Below are 16,660 nucleotides of genomic sequence, written 5' to 3'. Positions count from 1 at the left end.
GGAATTCCCCGGCCCAGGATGCCGGGCGCTAGCTTCCGGGCCCAACAGGTTTATCCCGATCGCAAGGAGAGATCGTACAAGCCACAGGACCGCTCACGCAGAAATCGGAATAATCTGAGAATCGGAACAATCCATGTTATTCCGACCTCGGAATAACACCGACGTGATGCTCAATGGGCCCCGCGGCCAGGGACTGGAGACCGTCGGGGCGGAGGTGTTCGTCGCCATTCCGGCGACCATGCTGCCCGGAACGCCCGGCGGACCCGTTGGCTGTGACGACACGGCCGTCGACGGCCCCGCTGCCATCCGCGTCGGGGGAGGCAGCAGCATCGCGACGGCAGAGCTCAAACCGGGGTCCCCGGTTCCGACCCTTCTCGGTGGCGGGCCCATTGACCAGGAATCGGCGGCGCAACTCATGACCGCAGCGAAGACCTGGTGGAGGCTCATCACGGATCCGGTGACCGGGGCCGTGGTGGAATTCGGCCGGGAACGGTACCGCCCCACCGCAGCACAGCGGGCGGCCCTGCAGTTCAGGGACGGGTCGTGCACCACGCCCGGATGCTCGGGGCCGTTGAGAACGTGCGAGATCGACCACACGGAGGAATGGCAGGATGGTGGCGGGACCGATATCGCGAATCTCCACTTCGGGTGCCACCGCTGTCATCGTTTGAAGTCCCTGGGCTTGATCGAGGTCGAGCAGTGCGCCGGCGGGACAATATTGGTCACGAGTCTGTTCGGAACCCGGCGGGTCTCCTATCCTGCGGCGCCATGGGCTGCTGCCGACCCCCGGCAAGCTGCCGGAGGGGGCCCCGCCGGGGGCGACGGCCGCAAACCACCGCCAGAGGATCCCGACTCGAGGATCCCCCACGTCGAACCACAGCCCTACCATCCACGCCGCGGAGCGGAAGATGTCACCGGCGTGGACGATTCCTCCCCAGCGACACGCCATGGGCAGCCGACGACGGATCCGCCTTCCCCGCTGCGGGACACCAGGGCGGGGAGGATCGAGTACCGACGCTACGAGGCGCTGCAGATGCGGGAGTGGGGACGGATCCAGGATGTCCCCGATTCGTCGACCGACGAACCCCTGCGCGGACGCTACGCCAAGACGGGCGCCGCGAAGGCCACCCGGAAACGCCGTTTGAAGCGTATTGCCGGAGGATACGGGCCACCGATCATCAACCGTCCCGACGACCGGGACAACCCCCTGCGGCCGGCCCCCGAAGCCCCACCCGCACCACCAGCCGAGCCACCGTACTGATGGCCGGCCGGGAGGTGTGACCCGACGCCGACCTTCCCATCCGCGTGCGGAGGACGACCGATTCAGGACCCCCACCCCGGAGCCGGGGGGACCCCAGCCCCCGTCCACCAGGCGTCGGCGATCCGCGGCAGGGGACGGAGAAGCTCCTCCGGCAGCGGTCCGGCCTGGGGGAACGGAACGCCGGTGTGCTTGGGGGACCAAGCCCGGGTCGGGGAGATCGTTTCGAGCCGGCTCGAGGCCGGCCCCAGCTCCAGGACGGTGCGGACCCCTTGGTCGCGCAGGTAGTAGGCATAGGCGGGGTCCGCGACGTCGTCGAGGAAGGCCAGTGCCACCGGGAGAAACATGTCCACTTCGGAATACCCACTGGTCAGAAGAGGCTGAGGACGGCCATTCCACACAGTGAAACCACGGGCCCGCTGCCAGTCAGCCAGGTGGTGCTTGCGTACGTGGGCCACCTGGTTCCCTGCCGCATCCCACCAGTCCGCCCCGATGTACGTTGCGCAGTCGGTGGCCTCCGGAGTGGAGGCGATGAGACCGACCCCGACGGATCCGGCGATCCACCGGAGGCGTTCGCGCAGCAGGGATCCATCGGCGCTGGCCTCCGCCGTGACGAAGAGTTCCGGGGTGACCAGCAGGTCCGCTCCGGCCCGGCGCGCCTCCACCATGCGGACGCGGATCCGCTCCAGGTTGGACTCCGGATCGCGGCCGGGCGTGCCGGAGGCATGGTGCACGGTGGGTGCGGCCATGACGGACCTCCCGGGCGGTAGAGTCGGCAGCGTGAGAATTCGGCGATCGGTAACATTCCCCTACCTGCATCCTAGTGGCGGTTCCCGGCGTGCGGGGTGGCCACTGGCCTTTGCCCATCGCGGTGGGTCTCCCGCGCGGGGCGAGAACACGATGGACGCATTCCGCGCCGCCGTGGAGCGAGGCTACGGCTACCTGGAACTGGACGTGCGCACCACCCGGGACGGGGTAGTGATGGTGATCCATGATGAGACCGTTGAACGGGTCAGCGACGGCACGGGCCATATAGAGGACCTAGACCATGCGGAGGTCTTGCGGTACCGGGTGTCGGGGAACGCGATTCCACGGTTCGAGGAGGTTCTCGCCGCCTGGCCGGACGTGCGACTGAACGTCGACATCAAGGATGATCGCTCCGTGGCACCGTTCGCCGAGCTGGTGAACCAATATGGCGCCCACGACCGGGTCCTGGTCGCCTCGTTTTCCGATGCCAGACGCCGCCGGGTGCTCGATCTGCTCGAGGCGCCGACCGCCACCAGCCCGGGCGTCGTCACCGTGGCGGCAGCGGTGTTCCTCGGAAAGCTGGGTCTCATGTCCTTGGCCGGCCCCTGGCTGCGCGGGCTCGCTGCCCTGCAGGTCCCGGAACGCCATGGCCGCCTACGGGTGGTGACCCCGCGCTTCGTGGCCCAGGCCCATCGAGTGGGTCTCCACGTCCATGTCTGGGTCGTCGATGAACGGCAGGACATGGACCGGCTGCTGGATCTCGGCGTCGACGGGCTCATCACTGACCGGGCCGACGTGCTCGCCGAAGCGATGAAAGCCCGGGGGTTCTGGCCCCAGCGCGGCGACTAGAGCGTCAGGGGCGCGACCAGTTCGGCCAAGGGGCGCAGCACCCGGGGGGCGTAGCGCTCCATGTCGGCATCGCTGGCGCCGGTGAGGATCCGCAACCACGTCCCGTGGGCCTGCAGCTTGCCCAGCCGCAGGGCCGGCTCGACGTAGTGGCGCAACTCGTCGGGGCTGCCGTATTCGTCCCATTCGTGCAGGTAGGCCGTCACGGCCCGGCGGATGCGCGGGTCGGCCGGGGTCGTGTCCAATTCCTTGGACATGGTCCGCAGGGGGACGGCGAGCGATGAGAACGGGTGGGCCCAGAAGGCGTCGCCCAGGTCGATGAAGCGAAGTGGTTCATCGGGCGAGCAGGGCAGGAAGACATTCGCCCGGTGCAGGTCGTTGTGGTCCAGGGACAAGGGAACCGGACCGGCCGCCAGGTATTCGCACATCCCGTGGATCGGCTCCAGCTGGCCGTGCAGCTCGTCGGCATCCCGGGCGGGAAGGTGCAGTGGGTGGTCGGCGGGCAGGGAGGCGTGCAGCAGGACCTGGTCATCGATGTATCCGGGCAAGTGGGCCGGGGCCAACTGGGTCAGCCCCGCGTCGAAGAGTTCATCCCCGTAGGGGACCAGGCCCCGTTGCAGACGGGCGAAGTCCTGCAGGATACGTTCCCACAGCCGGTAGTCGGTGCTGGGGATCCGGGCCATGGTCTCGCCATAGTCGGGGGAGATCATCCAGCCGCGCATCGGCTCGACGGCCAGCGGCATCACCAGCTGGTCCGGGGCCAGTCGCGCCGCGGCGGCCGTCAGCGCGACCTCGGACTGCTGGCCGGGGTTCACGGCCTTGAGGAAGAGCCTGCCGTGGTCGGTGTGCACGACGACCTGGGTGGACCACAGGTCGATGCCGCCGCGCTCCAGGGGCCCGGTCCGACGCAACTCGTAGGTCTCGAGCACCATCGACACCCAGGTGTCGATCTCCTCGAACCAGGCATCGGTGGCCCAGTACTCGTTCCACTCCGCCATGTCGTGGACCTAACCGATCTTGCTGGGCGTCGAGCCCTGGTATTCAGGGGCGTCGGTCGGCTCCGTCCCCCGCCACCGGGCGATGCCGCGCATGCCGTGGAAGATGACCAGCGTGGCGATGGTCCCCAGGGAAATGCCGCCGAACTGCATCGACCCGACCGCGATCGTCGGATTGGCGATGGCGATGATGAGCCCCGCCCCCGCGGTCATTAGATTGATCGGATTGGAGAAGTTGACCTTGTTCTGTACCCATAGCCGGGCGCCGATGATGCCGATCATGCCGTACAACACGATGCCAGCCCCACCGCTGACCCCGGTGGGGATGGAGTTGATCGCGGCGCCAAACTTCGGCAAGAACGCCAGCAGAATGGCGACGATGCCGGCGATCCAGTAGGCGGCCGTGGAATAGACCCGGGAGGACGCCATGACGCCGATGTTCTCGGCGTAGGTCGTGGTTCCGGAACCGCCGCCGAAACCGGCCACGATGCTCGCCACGCCGTCGGCCATCAGCGCCCGGCCATTGACGTCGTCCAGGTTGCGGTTGGTCATCAGCCCCACCGTCTTCACGTGGCCGATGTTCTCGGCGACCAGGACGAATACCACCGGCAAGAACAGGGCCAGCGTGTCGAGGTGGAACTCCGGGAAGGCGAACGGCGGCAGTCCCAGCCATCCGGCCTCGCCGACTGCGGTGAACTGGACCTGCCCCTGGGCCAGGGCGACGAGGTAGCCGACCACGATGCCCACGAGGATCGAGAGGCGTCCGAGCAGGCCCCGGAACAAGACGGCGGAGAAGACGATGGCGGCGACGGTGGTGAACGTCGTCAGCGGTACCGTCTGCATGGCCTCCGTCGTGGCCCCGGCGAGGTTCAACCCGATCAGGGCCACGATTGTGCCCATGACCACCGGCGGCATCAGGGCGTGGATCCAACCGGTGCCGGACTTTTGCACCACCAGCCCGATGATGAACAGTGCCAGCCCGGAGACGACCACCCCACCCAGCGCGCCAGCGAAGCCGTGCCCGGCCATGGCCGCGGTCACCGGCGCGATGAACGCGAAGGAGGAGCCCAGGTAGCTCGGAACGCGGCCGGCGGTGATGAGCAGGAACAGCAGCGTCCCGACGCCGGAAAAGAACAGGGTGGCCGTCACCGGGAAGCCGGTCAGCGCCGGCACGAGCACGGTGGAACCGAACATGGCCATCACGTGCTGGACGCCGATGCCGGTGGTCTGGAACCAGCTGAGGCGTTCATCCGGTGCAACGACCGTGCCCGGCCGGATCGTCTTGCCGTCGCCGTGGACCGTCCAGCCGAAGCCGAGGTTGCTGCTCATGTGTCCTCCGTAGGCCCTGCGGGTGTTCTCGTGGGGGCCCGGAACATTGCGGAACCCCCACGGAATCCTACAGGGCGACCGCGCCGACCCTTCCGTCGGCGGCATCGGCTGAGGTCTGCGCGAAAAACGCCAATTCGTGCCGGCTTGACTCGTCGAAGGCCCGCCGCATGGCCGCCAACCCGGCGGCATCGGCTGAGGTCTGCGCGAAAAACGCCAATTCGTGCCGGCTTGACTCGTCGAAGGCCCGCCGCATGGCCGCCAACCCGGCGGCATCCGCCCGGAAGGCCACCCGTTGGACCGTGGCGATCGCCTCGGCCGTGGCCGTGTCGAACTCCGGCGAGGAGTAGGCGGTGAGCCAGTCGGCATACGGGTGTCCCGGGTGGGCCGCGGCGGCCAGCCGCGCTCCGATGTCCTGGTACAGCCAGTAGCACGGCAGGATCGCCGCGACGAGTTCCGGATAGGACGCATCGGAGGCGACCAGATGGTTCAGGTAGGCCGACGTCGTCGGGCTCGGTGCCGGATCCGCCGTGGCTCCCAGCCGGAGCCGGTGCAGGTTGGCCTCCTCCGCGAGTGCGCCCACGGCTCCGCCGGCCCAGAAGGCCTGCTCCGCACGGTTCGGTGCCAGCTGTGCGGCCCGCGAAAGCACCCGCGAGTAGGTGCGCAGGTACAGCGCGTCCTGCGCCAGGTAGAAATGGAATTCGCCGGCCGGGAGGCTCCCGTCGCGCAGCGCACGGATGAACGCCAGCTCATCGATGCGTGAGCGCAGGCCGGCGATCCCCTCCCACCAGGTGGACAGCAGCGCCTCGGCCGAGGGGGCCATCCGCCCGGCCCAGAGCGCCCCGAAGTGGTTGACCGGACCGTGGCCACCGCCCACCTCGAGCTCGTCCGCGGCAACCAGGGCGTCCTGCAGCCACTCCCGGGCCAGCCGGAGCGCATCGCCCCAGTCCCCGCACCGGGCGTGCAGCGTGGCCAGCGCCGAGGAGAGCGAGCAGCCGGTGCCGTGGGTGTTCCGCGTGCCGACCCGCTTGCCGGACACCTCGGTGAGCACGCCGTTGGGACCGACCAGCGCATCCGGGCATTCCGCGCCTGCCAAGTGCCCGCCCTTGGCCAGCACCAGCACGTCGTACCGCGTCGCCATCCGCTCTGCCTGGCCCAGCACGGCAGCCCAGTCGGCCGCCTCGGGTTCGCCGAGCAGGACCGCCAGTTCGGCGGTGTTCGGGGTGAGGACATCGGCCAGGGGCAGCAGCCGACGCAGGGCGGCCTCGGCGTCGTGCTCCAGGAGCCGGTCGCCGGAGGTGGCCACCAGTACCGGATCCATCACGACGGCGGTGCCTGGCCGGGTGCCCAGCCAGGCGGTGACCGCCTCGATGACGTCGGTGGTGGCCAGCATGCCGATCTTCACCGCATCGATGCGGATGTCCGAGGAGATCGCCTGGAGCTGTTGGGTCAGGAATGCCGCCGGCGGGGTGTGGACACCGGTGACGCCCAGGGTGTTCTGCGCGGTCAGCGCGGTGATGGCGGCCATGCCGTAGCCACCGCAGGCGGCGATCGATTTCAGGTCGGCCTGGATGCCGGCCCCGCCCGAGGGGTCCGAACCGGCGATCGAGAGGACGTTGGGGATGTGTGTCCGGGTCATCGGGCTCCCTCCCGCGTGGCGCCGGCCCATTCGGCGTACAGCGAGGCAGCGGCGGCGCCGGGGTCGTCCGCGGCACAGATCGCCCGGACCACGGCCATCCCCGCGGCTCCCGCGGCGTGGACACTTGCGGCGTCGCCATGGCCCAATCCGCCGATGGCCACGCACGGCAGGGGTGCCTGGGCGACCAGTTCGGCCAAGCCGTCGAAGCCGAGCGGGGTGGGGTGGTCCTTCTTGGTGGGGGTGGGGCGCACGGCCCCGGTGCCCAGGTAGTCCACGGTCCCGGCGGGCAGGGCAGCCACGGCGGCGAAGTGCGCCGGCGTGCTGGCACTCAGGCCGAGCACCGCGTCCGCGCCGATGAGGCCCCGGACGCTGCCGGCGGGCAGGTCATGCTGCCCGATGTGGACACCACCGACGTCGATCCCGGCCGCGCGGGCCGCCAGGTAGACGTCGACCCGGTCGTTGACGAGCAGCAGTGCCCGGCCAGCGGTGTGGGAGGCGCAGGCCGCGACCTCGGCCAGGAAGTCGCGGGCGGAGAGGTCCTTGCAGCGCAGCTGGACGGTCCCGATCCCGGAGGCGACGGCTGCGGCCACGATGTCGGCCAACCGCCGGCCCGCGGTGCTTGCCGCGTCGGCGACGAGGTAGATCCCGGTCCCGGGCGTCGGCGCGGTCATGCGATCACCGCCCCGGCGGCCAGGTCCCCGGGACCGATCGCGGCCAGGGTGTCGAGGAACCCGACGGCGAAGGACCCGGGCCCGGCCGCGGTGGCGGCTGCACGTTCGGCGGCCACCGAGTAGAGCGCGTGGGCGGCCACCGTGCCCAGCAGGGCATCGTCGTCGTTGGCCGCGACGACGGCGGCCACGAGGGCACCCAGGGCGCAGCCGCCACCGGTGATGCGGGTGAGCAGGGCATCGCCGCCGCGGACGCGGACGCTGCGGGTGCCATCGGTGACCAGGTCCACCGGTCCGGACACGGCGACGACCGCGGGGGTGGCCGCGGCCAGGTGGGAGGCGGGCACCAGGGCAGCGTCGACGTCGTGCATGGCGTCCACGCCGCGGCCGCCCGCGCCGGAACCGGCCAGCGCGAGGATTTCCGAGGCGTTGCCGCGGATGACCGTGGGGCGTTCGGACAGCAGCGTCGCGGCGAACCGGGTCCGCAAATCCAGTGCCCCGACGGCCACGGGGTCCAGGACCCAGGGCGTCCCGGCCCTGCGTGCGCTGCGCGCCGCCTGCAGCATGGCGCGGCGCTGCCCGGCGTGCGGGGTGCCCAGGTTGACGAGCACGGCCGAGGCCACCGGGGCGAACTCCGCGGCTTCGCCGGGCACATCCACCATGGCCGGGGATGCCCCGACGGCCAACAGGACGTTGGCGGTGAAGTTCGTGACGACGGCATTGGTCAGGCACTGCACCAACGGTGCCGTGGTGCGCAGCTTCTCGATGGCCCGGCCCAGATCGGCCGGTGTGTAGGTGCTGGTGGGCGCATGCATGGGCATGGGCGACATCCCTCCGCTAGTACTAACTAGATCAGGTTCTGGCGGGTGTTTTCTCAGTCCGCGCCGGTTGGGCGGACACCCCGTGTCAATGAGCGCGAGCCTACCGGTGCCCCCGTCACGGGACAACTTGGCGACCCGCCTCACCTGTTGTGGGCGCTACTGTCGTACGCATGGCCAAGAACCGACGCACCGCACCGCCCGACGCCCCCGTGGAGCCCGTGGGGCCGGCCGAGCTGCCGATTGCCGCCGCTCGGCGACTGCGCGATGCCACCGACTCGCGGCTGGCCCAGCCGCGCCGGTTCCGGGCCGCGCAGCTGAAGGCGCTCGAACGGCTGCTCGAGGAAAACGACGACGCACTGTGCGATGCGCTGGCGGCCGATCTGGGCAAGCCGGCCGCCGAATCACGCCTGACGGAACTGGACCGCGTCAAGGCGGAGATCGACCACGCCCAACTGCACCTGGGGGATTGGGTCGCCGACCGGCACGTGCGGGTACCGGTGTCGCTGCAGCCGGCTACCGCACGCATCCAGGCCCGTCCGCTGGGCATGGTGCTGGTCATCGCCCCGTGGAACTACCCCGTCCTGCTGTTGCTCGGCCCGCTCGTGGGTGCGCTGGCCGCAGGGAACACCGTGGTCCTCAAACCCTCCGAACTCGCACCCGCCACCTCCGCCCTGTTGGCCAGGCTGGTCCCGGCCTACCTTGACCGCCGGGCTGTCGCCGTCGTGGAAGGGGCCGCGGAGACGACGACGGAGCTGCTGGGCCAGCAGTGGGACCACATCTTCTACACCGGTGGGGAGCGGGTGGGGCGTATCGTGGCCCACGCTGCGGCAGAGCAGCTCACACCGGTGACCCTTGAACTCGGCGGGAAGAGCCCCGCCGTCGTCTGCGACGGGAACTTCGCGGCCATCGCCCGCCGGATCGCCCACGGGAAGTTCATGAACGCCGGACAGACCTGTGTGGCCCCGGACTACGTGCTGGCCGTGGGCGAGCATGCGGCCACAGAGCTCGAAAAGTTCCTGCCGAAGGTGATCGCCTCGTTCTACGGCAGGGACCCATCGTCCAGCCGCGATTACGGGCGGATCGTCAACGCCGGACACTTCTCCCGGATCGCCGCCTACCAGCAGCAGGGCCGAGTGGTCTCCGGCGGCTCGAGCGATCCGGCCACCCGCTACGTCGAACCGACGGTGTTGGCGGATGTCGACCCGGCGGCCCCGGTGATGACCGAGGAGATCTTCGGGCCGGTGTTGCCAATTGTCCGGGTCGACCGGTTCGACGACGCGGTGCGGTTCGTCAACTCACGGCCCTCCCCGCTGGCCGCCTACCTCTTCAGCGAACGCCCCCGGTTGCACACCGCCTTCGAGGACCAGGTGCGCGCCGGGGGGATCGGACACAACGTGTGCAACATGCACCTGGCCGTGCCCGACCTGCCCTTCGGGGGAGTCGGGGCGTCGGGCCTGGGGAACTACCACGGCAAGTCGGGGTTCGACACCTTCAGCCAGCAACGACCCGTGCTCTCGAAGACCGCGATGATCGATACCCTGCGGGCCATCTACCCGCCCTTCGGGTGGGCGAAGCGGCGGATCATGCGTTCGATGGGGTGAGCGCTGTACCCGTCGGACGCACGAGGACCCGGTACCAACCATGGGTTCGTACCGGGTCCTTGATCGCGGTCGGTTTTCGGGCGGACCGCGGTGCCAGCTACTCCTTGGTCGGCGAGTCCACATACTCCTGGTTCTCGGAGATCCACTTGTCGACGATGGGCGCGTAGTCGTCCGTGTCGGTGCCGTTGAACATGGCGTTCTCCAGCGAGAACAGGTGCTCGTCGTCCATCTTGAAGTCCTTCATCCACTTCGTCAGCTGCGGATAGTCCTTCTCGAAGGTTGCGTCACCGTAGGCGGTGATGTGCTCGGCGGTGCCCAGTGTGTTCTTCGGGTCCTTGAGGTCCTTGATCGGGAACTCGTCATAGGCCCAGTGCGGACGCCACAGGGTGACGACGACGTTCTCGCCGGCGTCGGTGGCCTTCTTCAACTGCGTGAGCATGGCCGGGGTCGAGGAAGTGATGAACTTCATCTTCTCCAGGCCGTACTGGGGGATCACTTTGGTCTCGGTGGCCTTGGTGAGTCCGGCACCCGGGTCGATGCCGTAAATCGTGTTGTTGAATTTGTCGGCGTTCTTGGCCAGGTCGGCCAACGAGTCGATGGGAGCGTCCTTGTTGACGGCGATGGTCAGCTTGGCGTTGTCGTACCAGGTGCCCAATTCGGTCATCTTGTCGCCGTACTTGTCCATGTAGTCCTTGTGTGTCTGCGGCAGCCAGACGTCCATGGTCAGGTCGAGGTCGCCGGTGGAGACACCAGAGAAGATGGGAGCGACATCGGCGCCGGTGAGCTCGACGTCGTACCCCTTCTTGTCCAGAACCTGCTTCCACAGGTTGGACACGGCGACACCTTCGTCCCAGCCGGCCATCACGCCGATCTTGAGTTCCTTCTTGTCGCCGTTGTCCGGCGAGGCAGGGGCGCCAGAATCGCTGCCACTTCCACCGCCGCAAGCGGTGAGCGCCAGGGCTGCCGCCGCGGCGATCCCCATGACTGATGCGAGTTTCTTTTTCATTCCGTGTTCCTTTCGTCGCGCCCCGTCCTCGGGGCGCAGGGGTCAGGCATTTTTCGCAGGCATGTTGGTGTGGCCGAGGGAGGCGGTGATCCGGTCCAGGAAGATGGCCAGGATGACCACTGAGAGACCGGATTCGACGCCGAGCGGAGTGTTCAGGGTCGTCAGGGCCTGGTAGACCTCGCCGCCCAGGGCACCGGCCCCCACCATGCCGGCAATGACGACCATTGACAGCGACAGCATGATGATCTGGTTGATACCCGCCATGATGGTCGGCAGGGCGAGCGGGATCTGGATCTGGCGCAGGATGCGTCCCGGCGAAGCGCCGAAGGCCTGCCCGGCCTCGACAACTTCGGTGTCGACACTGCGAATGCCCAGTTCTGTGAACCGGGTGCCCGGCGCCATCGCGAAGACGATCGTTGCCACGATGCCGGGAACGGGGCCGATGCCCAGTAGGAGCAAGGCCGGAATCAGGTAGACGAAGGCCGGCATCGTCTGGAGGAAGTCCAGGATCGGCTTGACGATGGTCGAAGCCACTCGGGACTTGGCGGTAAGGATACCCAGGGGAATACTGATGACCACGGCGATGATGCTGGCCACCAGGACCAGTGCCAACGTGTCCATGGCGTTCTGCCATTGGCTCATTCCGTAGATGAGCAGCAGGCCGATCGCCGTGCCGAGTCCGAGCTTCCAGCTTTTCACCACCCATGCCAGAGCTGCTAGGACGATGATGACGGCCCAGAACGGGGGCTCGGTTAAGACGTAGGCAAGCCCATCGTAGAAGTTCTGGAACAACAACTTGATGACGTCGAAGAGACCGCCGAGATTCTCGATGATCCAGTCGAGGACCATCTTGGCCCAATCGCCGACGGGAATGCGGAACAGGTCGTCACCCATTTAGCGGGCACCTCCCTCATCGTCGGCTGACTGGTCGGGCACATCGTCCGCCCGGATGGATGCGCCGTCCTCGTTCCCGGCCGTCTGGCCCGGAGAGACAACGGGCATGCCGCTGGTGCTCGAGGGGACGTTGCCCAGGGCGGAGAGCAGGGTGGCGCGCGCGATGGCACCGATCAGGCGGCCCTCGTCGTCGACAACGGGGAGCGGGATCGGCGATTCCACCGAGCGTCCGAAGAGGTCGTTGAGGGCCGTGTCGGCGGTGATCGGCGCGTTGCGGGAGGTGATGATCTCCTCGAGGTCGGAACCGCCGCGTTCGAGCAGGGCCATGACCTCGCGGTCGCGGACTGACCCGAGCAAGACGCGTCGGCGATCGAGGACGAACGCTGCCGACGTCTGCAATTCGCGCATGGTCCGCAGGGCGTTGCGTGCCCCGCCGGTGAGGTTCACGACGGCTCGCGGGGCCTCCATCACGGTTCCGGCGGTCAGCACCCGGGTTCGGTCGACGTCGCGCACGAAGGCGGAGACGTAGTCATTTGCCGGGTGGGTGAGGATGTCATCCGGAGTGCCGATCTGCACGATCTCGCCGTCACGCATGACGGCGATGCGGTCGCCGAGGAACATGGCCTCGTTCAGGTCGTGCGTGATGAAGACGATGGTCTTGCCGAGTTCGGCCTGCAGGGCAGCCAGCTGTTCCTGCATGTCCCGACGGATCAGCGGATCCAGGGCGGAGAAGGCCTCGTCCATGAGCAGGATGTCGGTTTCGGCCGCGAGGGCGCGGGCCAGACCGACGCGCTGCTGCATGCCGCCGGAAAGCTGGCTGGGGTACTTGTCGCCCCAGCCCTCCAGCCCGACCACGTCCAGGACCTTGTTCGCCCGTTCGGTCCGTTCTGCCATACCGACACCCTGGATTTCCAGGGCGTACGCAGCGTTCTGCAGGACGGTGCGGTGCGGGAGGAGTGCGAAATGCTGGAAAACCATCGAGATGCGTTTCTGGCGGACCTTGCGCAGCTTCTTGGCGGAGATCTTGGCGATGTCCGTGTCCCCGATGACGACCGAGCCGCTGGTCATCGGCCAGAGTCCGTTGAGCATGCGGATCAGGGTGGATTTGCCGGAACCGGAAAGTCCCATGACGACGAAGATCTCGCCGGGTTTGACGTCGAAGCTCGCGTCGATGACGGCTGCGGTTCCCAGTGAAGCTACGTCTTTGCGGGTCTTTCCGGACTTCAGGAGCTTGACCGCCTCGTTGCCCCGGCGGCCGAAGACCTTATACGCATTGCTCACGCGTAGCGCCGGTTGCGCTGTCTCAGTAGTATTCACGTTTTCCCGTCCACGGCCTGGGTCCGGGTGGAGGCAGACCGATTGCTCGGCAACCCGACCTCGACGGGCGGTCCCCTGGCCACCAGGGGTCGGGGCCAAGAAAGTCCGTCTGACAGGGCGAGTGATTGGCTTTCTACCGCAACGCTAACAACCCGTTGTTCGCCGTGGGCTGAAATCCGTCGTTTGACCGAGGGTACACCCGGGAATCACCGGACTGCATCCCTTGTGGCGCAAGGGGTCCAGCGAAGTTATGGCATTGTGACTCGCCGGGTTGTCAAAGTCTCCGCAATCGGGTGGATTCCGGGGGAGGGTCGCGTCAAACCCGTCAGCCGATGATGGAGTCGACCAGCGACTTGGCCTCCTGCTGGACCAGCTTTAGGTGCTCTTCGCCCTTGAAGGATTCGGCGTAGATCTTGTAAACATCCTCGGTTCCCGAGGGGCGGGCGGCGAACCACGCGTTTTCGGTGGTGACCTTCAGGCCGCCGATGGGGGCGCCGTTGCCCGGGGCCTCGGTCAGCCGGGCCGTGATGCGTTCGCCAGCGAGTTCCGCCGCCGACACGTCGCTGGCCGAAAGTTTGGCCAGGGCGGCCTTTTGTTCGCGGGTGGCCGCGGCATCGATGCGCGCATAGGCGGGCGAGCCGAAGTCCGCGGTCAGGCGCGCGTAGTGCTCGCTGGGTGAGGTGCCCGTGACGGCTTGGATCTCCGAGGCCAACAAGGCGAGCAGCAACCCGTCCTTGTCCGTCGTCCACGGGGAGCCATCGAAGCGCACGAAGCTCGCCCCTGCCGATTCCTCGCCGCCGAAGACTCCCGTGCCGTCCAGTAATCCGGGAACGAACCACTTGAAGCCCACGGGGACCTCGACGAGTTCGCGGCCCAACGAGGCCGCCACGCGGTCGATCATGGAGGAGCTGACGAGTGTCTTGCCCACCCCGGCGCCCTGTGGCCACTGCGGACGGTGCCGGTAGAGGTAGTCGATGGCGACGGAGAGGAAGTGGTTGGGGTTCATTAGCCCCGCGTCCGGGGTGACGATTCCGTGCCGGTCGGCGTCGGCGTCGTTGCCGGTGGCGATGTCGAAGGAGGCACCACCGTCCCGAACCTTGGCGATGAGACCGGCCATGGCCGAGGGGGAGGAGCAGTCCATGCGGATCTTGCCGTCCCAGTCCAGGGTCATGAAGGACCACCGGGGATCGACCTCGGGGTTCACGACGGTCAGGTCGAGGCCATACCGTTCGCCGATTGCGCCCCAGTAGTCCACCGACGCGCCCCCCATGGGGTCGGCACCGATGCGCACCCCGGCGGAACGGATGGCGTCCATGTCGAGTACGTCGGACAATGAGCCCACATAGGCCGAGAGGAAATCGTGGCTGCCCAGGTTTTCCGCAAAGCGGGCCTGCGAGATCGTCACGCGTTTCACCCCGGCCAGCCCGGCGGTGAGCAGGTCGTTGGCGCGACCGGCGATCCACGAGGTGGCGTCGGAGTCGGCGGGGCCGCCATGCGGGGGGTTGTACTTGATTCCGCCGTCGGAAGGCGGGTTGTGTGAGGGGGTGATGACGATGCCATCGGCCTGCCGGCCGCGGTCGATGGCCGGGACGTCCCGATTGTGGGTGAGGATCGCGTGGCTGACTGCGGGGGTGGGGGTCCAGCCGTTGCGGGCATCGACCCGCACGTCGACGCCGTTGGCGACGAGGACCTCCAGGGCGGTGTCCTGCGCCGGATCGGAGAGTGCGTGGGTGTCCTTGCCGACGAACAACGGCCCGGCGATGCCCTGGCGGCTCCGGTACTCCACGATCGCCTGCGTGATGGCCGCGATGTGGTTCTCGTTGAAGGAACCGTCGACTGAGCGCCCACGATGGCCGGAGGTACCGAAGGCCACCCGTTGAGAGGGGTCCTCGGGGTCTGGCACCACGTCGAAGTACGCCGAACGGACGGCATCGAGGTCGATCAGGTCTTCGGGGAGTGCACGCGTTCCCGCACGATTGGCAGCCATGGGTACAGCTAACCAGAAGGGACGCCAAAAAGCCCCGATCCCCGAACGAGATGTCCGGGGATCGGGGCCTTTTTGACGTGGTGTGAACAGCCGGGTTACTTCACCCCGGACATCAGGGCCTTGATCGGTTTCACGGCCGACATGAGCGCTATGCCCAGGACGATCGAGGTACCGCCGAGGGCGATGAAGTAGGGGATCTCGTTGCCCGCGGTGTAGAAGCCGGCGAGGATGCCAGCCAGCGTCGTGCCCAGCGAGACGGAGAGGTAGAACAGCGCGACCATCTGCGTGGTGAAGGCGACCGGGGCCAGTTTCGTGGCGACCGAGAGGCCGATCGGGCTGAGCAGCAGTTCTGCCATGGTGCACAGGAACAAGATGCCCGCCAGAGCCAGCAGCGGGGTCTTCTCCAGCGAGTTCAGCGGGATGAAGACCAGGAAGGCGATGCCGACGATGACCAGCGAAGCGCCGAACTTCAGCGGGGTCGAGGGTTGCCTGTCGCCCATCTTGGTCCAGATGCCGGCGAAAACTGCGGCGAAGATGATGATGAAGACGGGGTTGATGGACTGGGTCCAGCTCGCTGGCATCTCCCACCCGAAGAGGTTGCGGTCCAGCCGCTTCTCCGAGTACACGGCAATGAACGTGAATTGCTGCTGGAACAGCGCCCAGAAGGCCGCCGAGGCGATGTAGAGGGGGATGAACGCCGTGACGCGACGGCGTTCGATGCTGTTGACCTTCTTCGAGCCCAGGATGACGGCAAAGTAGATGACCGAAGCCGCGACAACGACGATGGCGATGGTGGTGGCCAGGTTGTCGGCATGGACGACGCCGGTGGTCAGCAGGACGATGATGATCGCCAGGCCGACCAGTACGCCGACCGCGTAGCGCACGCGAAGGTTTGCGGGCAGGGGATCGGTGACGTGGTGCGTGGTGGCCGGCAGGTTCTTGCGCCCGAGGGCGTAGATGGTCAGGCCGATGGCCATGCCGATCGCCGCCAGGGCGAAACCGTAGTGGAAGCCCAGCCGGGTCTGGAGAAGGCCGGTGAGCAGGGGGCCGATCAGGGCGCCGATGTTCACGCCCATGTAGAAGATGGAGAAGCCGGCGTCGCGGCGGGTGTCCTTCTCCGAGTACAACGAACCAACCAGTGTGGTCGCTGTCGCCTTGAGGCCGCCGGAACCCAGGGCCACGAGCAGCAGGCCCACGGTCAGGCCGACGACGCCGGGCAACGCCGCCAGGGCGATGTGGCCGAGCATGATCATGATGGCTGTGTAGAACAGCACGCGTTCGGAGCCGAATAGCCGGTCGGCGATCCAGGCCCCGAAGATCGTGCTGAGGTAGACGGTGCCGCCGTAGGCGCCGACCAGGCTCAGGGACAGCCCCTGGTCCAGGCCTAGGCCGCCCTTGGACACCTCGAAGTACATGTAGTAGGCGAGGATGCCCTGCATGCCGTAGAAGGAGAAGCGTTCCCACATCTCGACATTGAAGAGGTTGAAGAGCATCCGAGGGTGGCCAAAGAAGGTCTTTCCGGCCGGTTCCCGCGTGGTATTCAGTGAGGTCATTT

14 protein-coding genes and 1 riboswitch are annotated in these 16,660 nt (G+C 67.7%); of the genes, 3 read left to right on the top strand and 11 right to left on the bottom strand.

Annotated elements, in window-relative coordinates:
• Positions 1–133 precede the first annotated feature (133 nt).
• Positions 134–1,261, top strand: a complete 1,128-nt coding sequence (locus tag AC1MEQ_RS11025; RefSeq protein ID WP_479790700.1) for an HNH endonuclease signature motif containing protein — start codon at positions 134–136, stop codon at positions 1,259–1,261.
• 62 nt (positions 1,262–1,323) lie between these two features.
• Here AC1MEQ_RS11025 and AC1MEQ_RS11020 read toward each other — a convergent pair whose 3' ends face one another.
• Positions 1,324–2,007, bottom strand: a complete 684-nt coding sequence (locus AC1MEQ_RS11020; protein WP_479790698.1) for a nitrilase-related carbon-nitrogen hydrolase — start codon at positions 2,005–2,007, stop codon at positions 1,324–1,326.
• A gap of 151 nt (positions 2,008–2,158) precedes the next feature.
• Between AC1MEQ_RS11020 and AC1MEQ_RS11015 the strand changes: the two genes are divergently transcribed.
• Positions 2,159–2,854 (top strand): glycerophosphodiester phosphodiesterase family protein, encoded by a 696-nt coding sequence (locus tag AC1MEQ_RS11015; RefSeq protein WP_479790695.1) that lies wholly within the window; start codon positions 2,159–2,161, stop codon positions 2,852–2,854.
• Here the strand turns inward: AC1MEQ_RS11015 and AC1MEQ_RS11010 are convergent.
• The 5 genes from AC1MEQ_RS11010 to thiM form a co-directional block, all read right to left on the bottom strand.
• Entirely contained in the window at positions 2,851–3,849 is a 999-nt protein-coding gene (locus AC1MEQ_RS11010; RefSeq protein WP_479790692.1) for a phosphotransferase, read from the bottom strand. The two genes, AC1MEQ_RS11015 and AC1MEQ_RS11010, sit on opposite strands and share 4 nt — an antisense overlap.
• A 9-nt stretch (positions 3,850–3,858) precedes the next feature.
• A complete protein-coding gene (locus tag AC1MEQ_RS11005) occupies positions 3,859–5,175 on the bottom strand; it encodes a uracil-xanthine permease family protein (RefSeq protein WP_479790690.1) in 1,317 nt (438 codons plus the stop codon).
• Positions 5,176–5,242: 67 nt separating this feature from the next.
• Positions 5,243–6,811 carry a bifunctional hydroxymethylpyrimidine kinase/phosphomethylpyrimidine kinase gene (thiD, locus tag AC1MEQ_RS11000; protein ID WP_479790688.1) on the bottom strand — a complete coding sequence of 523 codons (1,569 nt, stop codon included), beginning with the start codon at positions 6,809–6,811 and terminating at the stop codon, positions 5,243–5,245.
• Positions 6,808–7,482: a thiamine phosphate synthase gene (gene thiE / locus AC1MEQ_RS10995; RefSeq protein ID WP_479790686.1), complete on the bottom strand. Its 675-nt coding sequence runs from the start codon at positions 7,480–7,482 to the stop codon at positions 6,808–6,810. The genes thiD and thiE overlap by 4 nt, the downstream gene beginning before the upstream one ends.
• Positions 7,479–8,300, bottom strand: coding sequence for a hydroxyethylthiazole kinase (thiM, locus tag AC1MEQ_RS10990; RefSeq protein WP_479790684.1), 822 nt, complete (start codon positions 8,298–8,300; stop codon positions 7,479–7,481). Before thiM ends, thiE begins: the two co-directional genes overlap by 4 nt.
• Positions 8,292–8,393: riboswitch (TPP riboswitch) on the bottom strand. (Overlaps the previous gene by 9 nt.)
• Positions 8,394–8,470: 77 nt before the next feature.
• Here thiM and AC1MEQ_RS10985 point away from each other — a divergent pair.
• Entirely contained in the window at positions 8,471–9,901 is a 1,431-nt protein-coding gene (locus AC1MEQ_RS10985; RefSeq protein ID WP_479790683.1) for an aldehyde dehydrogenase family protein, read from the top strand.
• Between the two features lie 97 nt (positions 9,902–9,998).
• On the opposite strand, the gene AC1MEQ_RS10980 is transcribed toward AC1MEQ_RS10985, so the two are convergent.
• From AC1MEQ_RS10980 to AC1MEQ_RS10960, 5 genes are all read right to left on the bottom strand, one after another.
• Complete coding sequence (locus AC1MEQ_RS10980; RefSeq protein ID WP_479790681.1) at positions 9,999–10,907, bottom strand: glycine betaine ABC transporter substrate-binding protein; 909 nt, start codon at positions 10,905–10,907, stop codon at positions 9,999–10,001.
• A 42-nt stretch (positions 10,908–10,949) separates the two neighbouring features.
• Positions 10,950–11,801 (bottom strand): ABC transporter permease, encoded by an 852-nt coding sequence (locus tag AC1MEQ_RS10975; RefSeq protein ID WP_479790679.1) that lies wholly within the window; start codon positions 11,799–11,801, stop codon positions 10,950–10,952.
• Positions 11,802–13,082 (bottom strand): quaternary amine ABC transporter ATP-binding protein, encoded by a 1,281-nt coding sequence (locus AC1MEQ_RS10970; RefSeq protein ID WP_479790677.1) that lies wholly within the window; start codon positions 13,080–13,082, stop codon positions 11,802–11,804.
• A 361-nt stretch (positions 13,083–13,443) separates the two neighbouring features.
• Complete coding sequence (gene pgm, locus AC1MEQ_RS10965; protein ID WP_479790675.1) at positions 13,444–15,105, bottom strand: phosphoglucomutase (alpha-D-glucose-1,6-bisphosphate-dependent); 1,662 nt, start codon at positions 15,103–15,105, stop codon at positions 13,444–13,446.
• 95 nt (positions 15,106–15,200) lie between these two features.
• A complete protein-coding gene (locus AC1MEQ_RS10960; RefSeq protein ID WP_479790673.1) occupies positions 15,201–16,658 on the bottom strand; it encodes a peptide MFS transporter in 1,458 nt (485 codons plus the stop codon).
• Positions 16,659–16,660: the final 2 nt, after the last annotated feature.

This window comes from Arthrobacter sp. ASL1 (assembly GCF_056680475.1).
The sequence above is the reverse complement of the archived record's forward strand: the minus strand, read 5'-3'. Positions and strand labels throughout refer to the sequence as shown.

Excerpts from the sequence above, each read along its gene's own strand:
- AC1MEQ_RS11005 (WP_479790690.1), bottom strand. The coding sequence starts at position 5,175 with ATGAGCAGCAACCTCGGCTTCGGCTGGACGGTCCACGGCGACGGCAAG.
- AC1MEQ_RS10960 (WP_479790673.1), bottom strand. The coding sequence starts at position 16,658 with ATGACCTCACTGAATACCACGCGGGAACCGGCCGGAAAGACCTTCTTT.
- AC1MEQ_RS10985 (WP_479790683.1), top strand. The coding sequence starts at position 8,471 with ATGGCCAAGAACCGACGCACCGCACCGCCCGACGCCCCCGTGGAGCCC.
- AC1MEQ_RS11015 (WP_479790695.1), top strand. The coding sequence starts at position 2,159 with ATGGACGCATTCCGCGCCGCCGTGGAGCGAGGCTACGGCTACCTGGAA.
- AC1MEQ_RS11020 (WP_479790698.1), bottom strand. The coding sequence starts at position 2,007 with ATGGCCGCACCCACCGTGCACCATGCCTCCGGCACGCCCGGCCGCGAT.
- AC1MEQ_RS10980 (WP_479790681.1), bottom strand. The coding sequence starts at position 10,907 with ATGAAAAAGAAACTCGCATCAGTCATGGGGATCGCCGCGGCGGCAGCC.
- AC1MEQ_RS11025 (WP_479790700.1), top strand. The coding sequence starts at position 134 with ATGTTATTCCGACCTCGGAATAACACCGACGTGATGCTCAATGGGCCC.
- thiE (WP_479790686.1), bottom strand. The coding sequence starts at position 7,482 with ATGACCGCGCCGACGCCCGGGACCGGGATCTACCTCGTCGCCGACGCG.
- AC1MEQ_RS11010 (WP_479790692.1), bottom strand. The coding sequence starts at position 3,849 with ATGGCGGAGTGGAACGAGTACTGGGCCACCGATGCCTGGTTCGAGGAG.
- thiM (WP_479790684.1), bottom strand. The coding sequence starts at position 8,300 with ATGCCCATGCATGCGCCCACCAGCACCTACACACCGGCCGATCTGGGC.
- pgm (WP_479790675.1), bottom strand. The coding sequence starts at position 15,105 with ATGGCTGCCAATCGTGCGGGAACGCGTGCACTCCCCGAAGACCTGATC.
- AC1MEQ_RS10975 (WP_479790679.1), bottom strand. The coding sequence starts at position 11,801 with ATGGGTGACGACCTGTTCCGCATTCCCGTCGGCGATTGGGCCAAGATG.
- thiD (WP_479790688.1), bottom strand. The coding sequence starts at position 6,811 with ATGACCCGGACACACATCCCCAACGTCCTCTCGATCGCCGGTTCGGAC.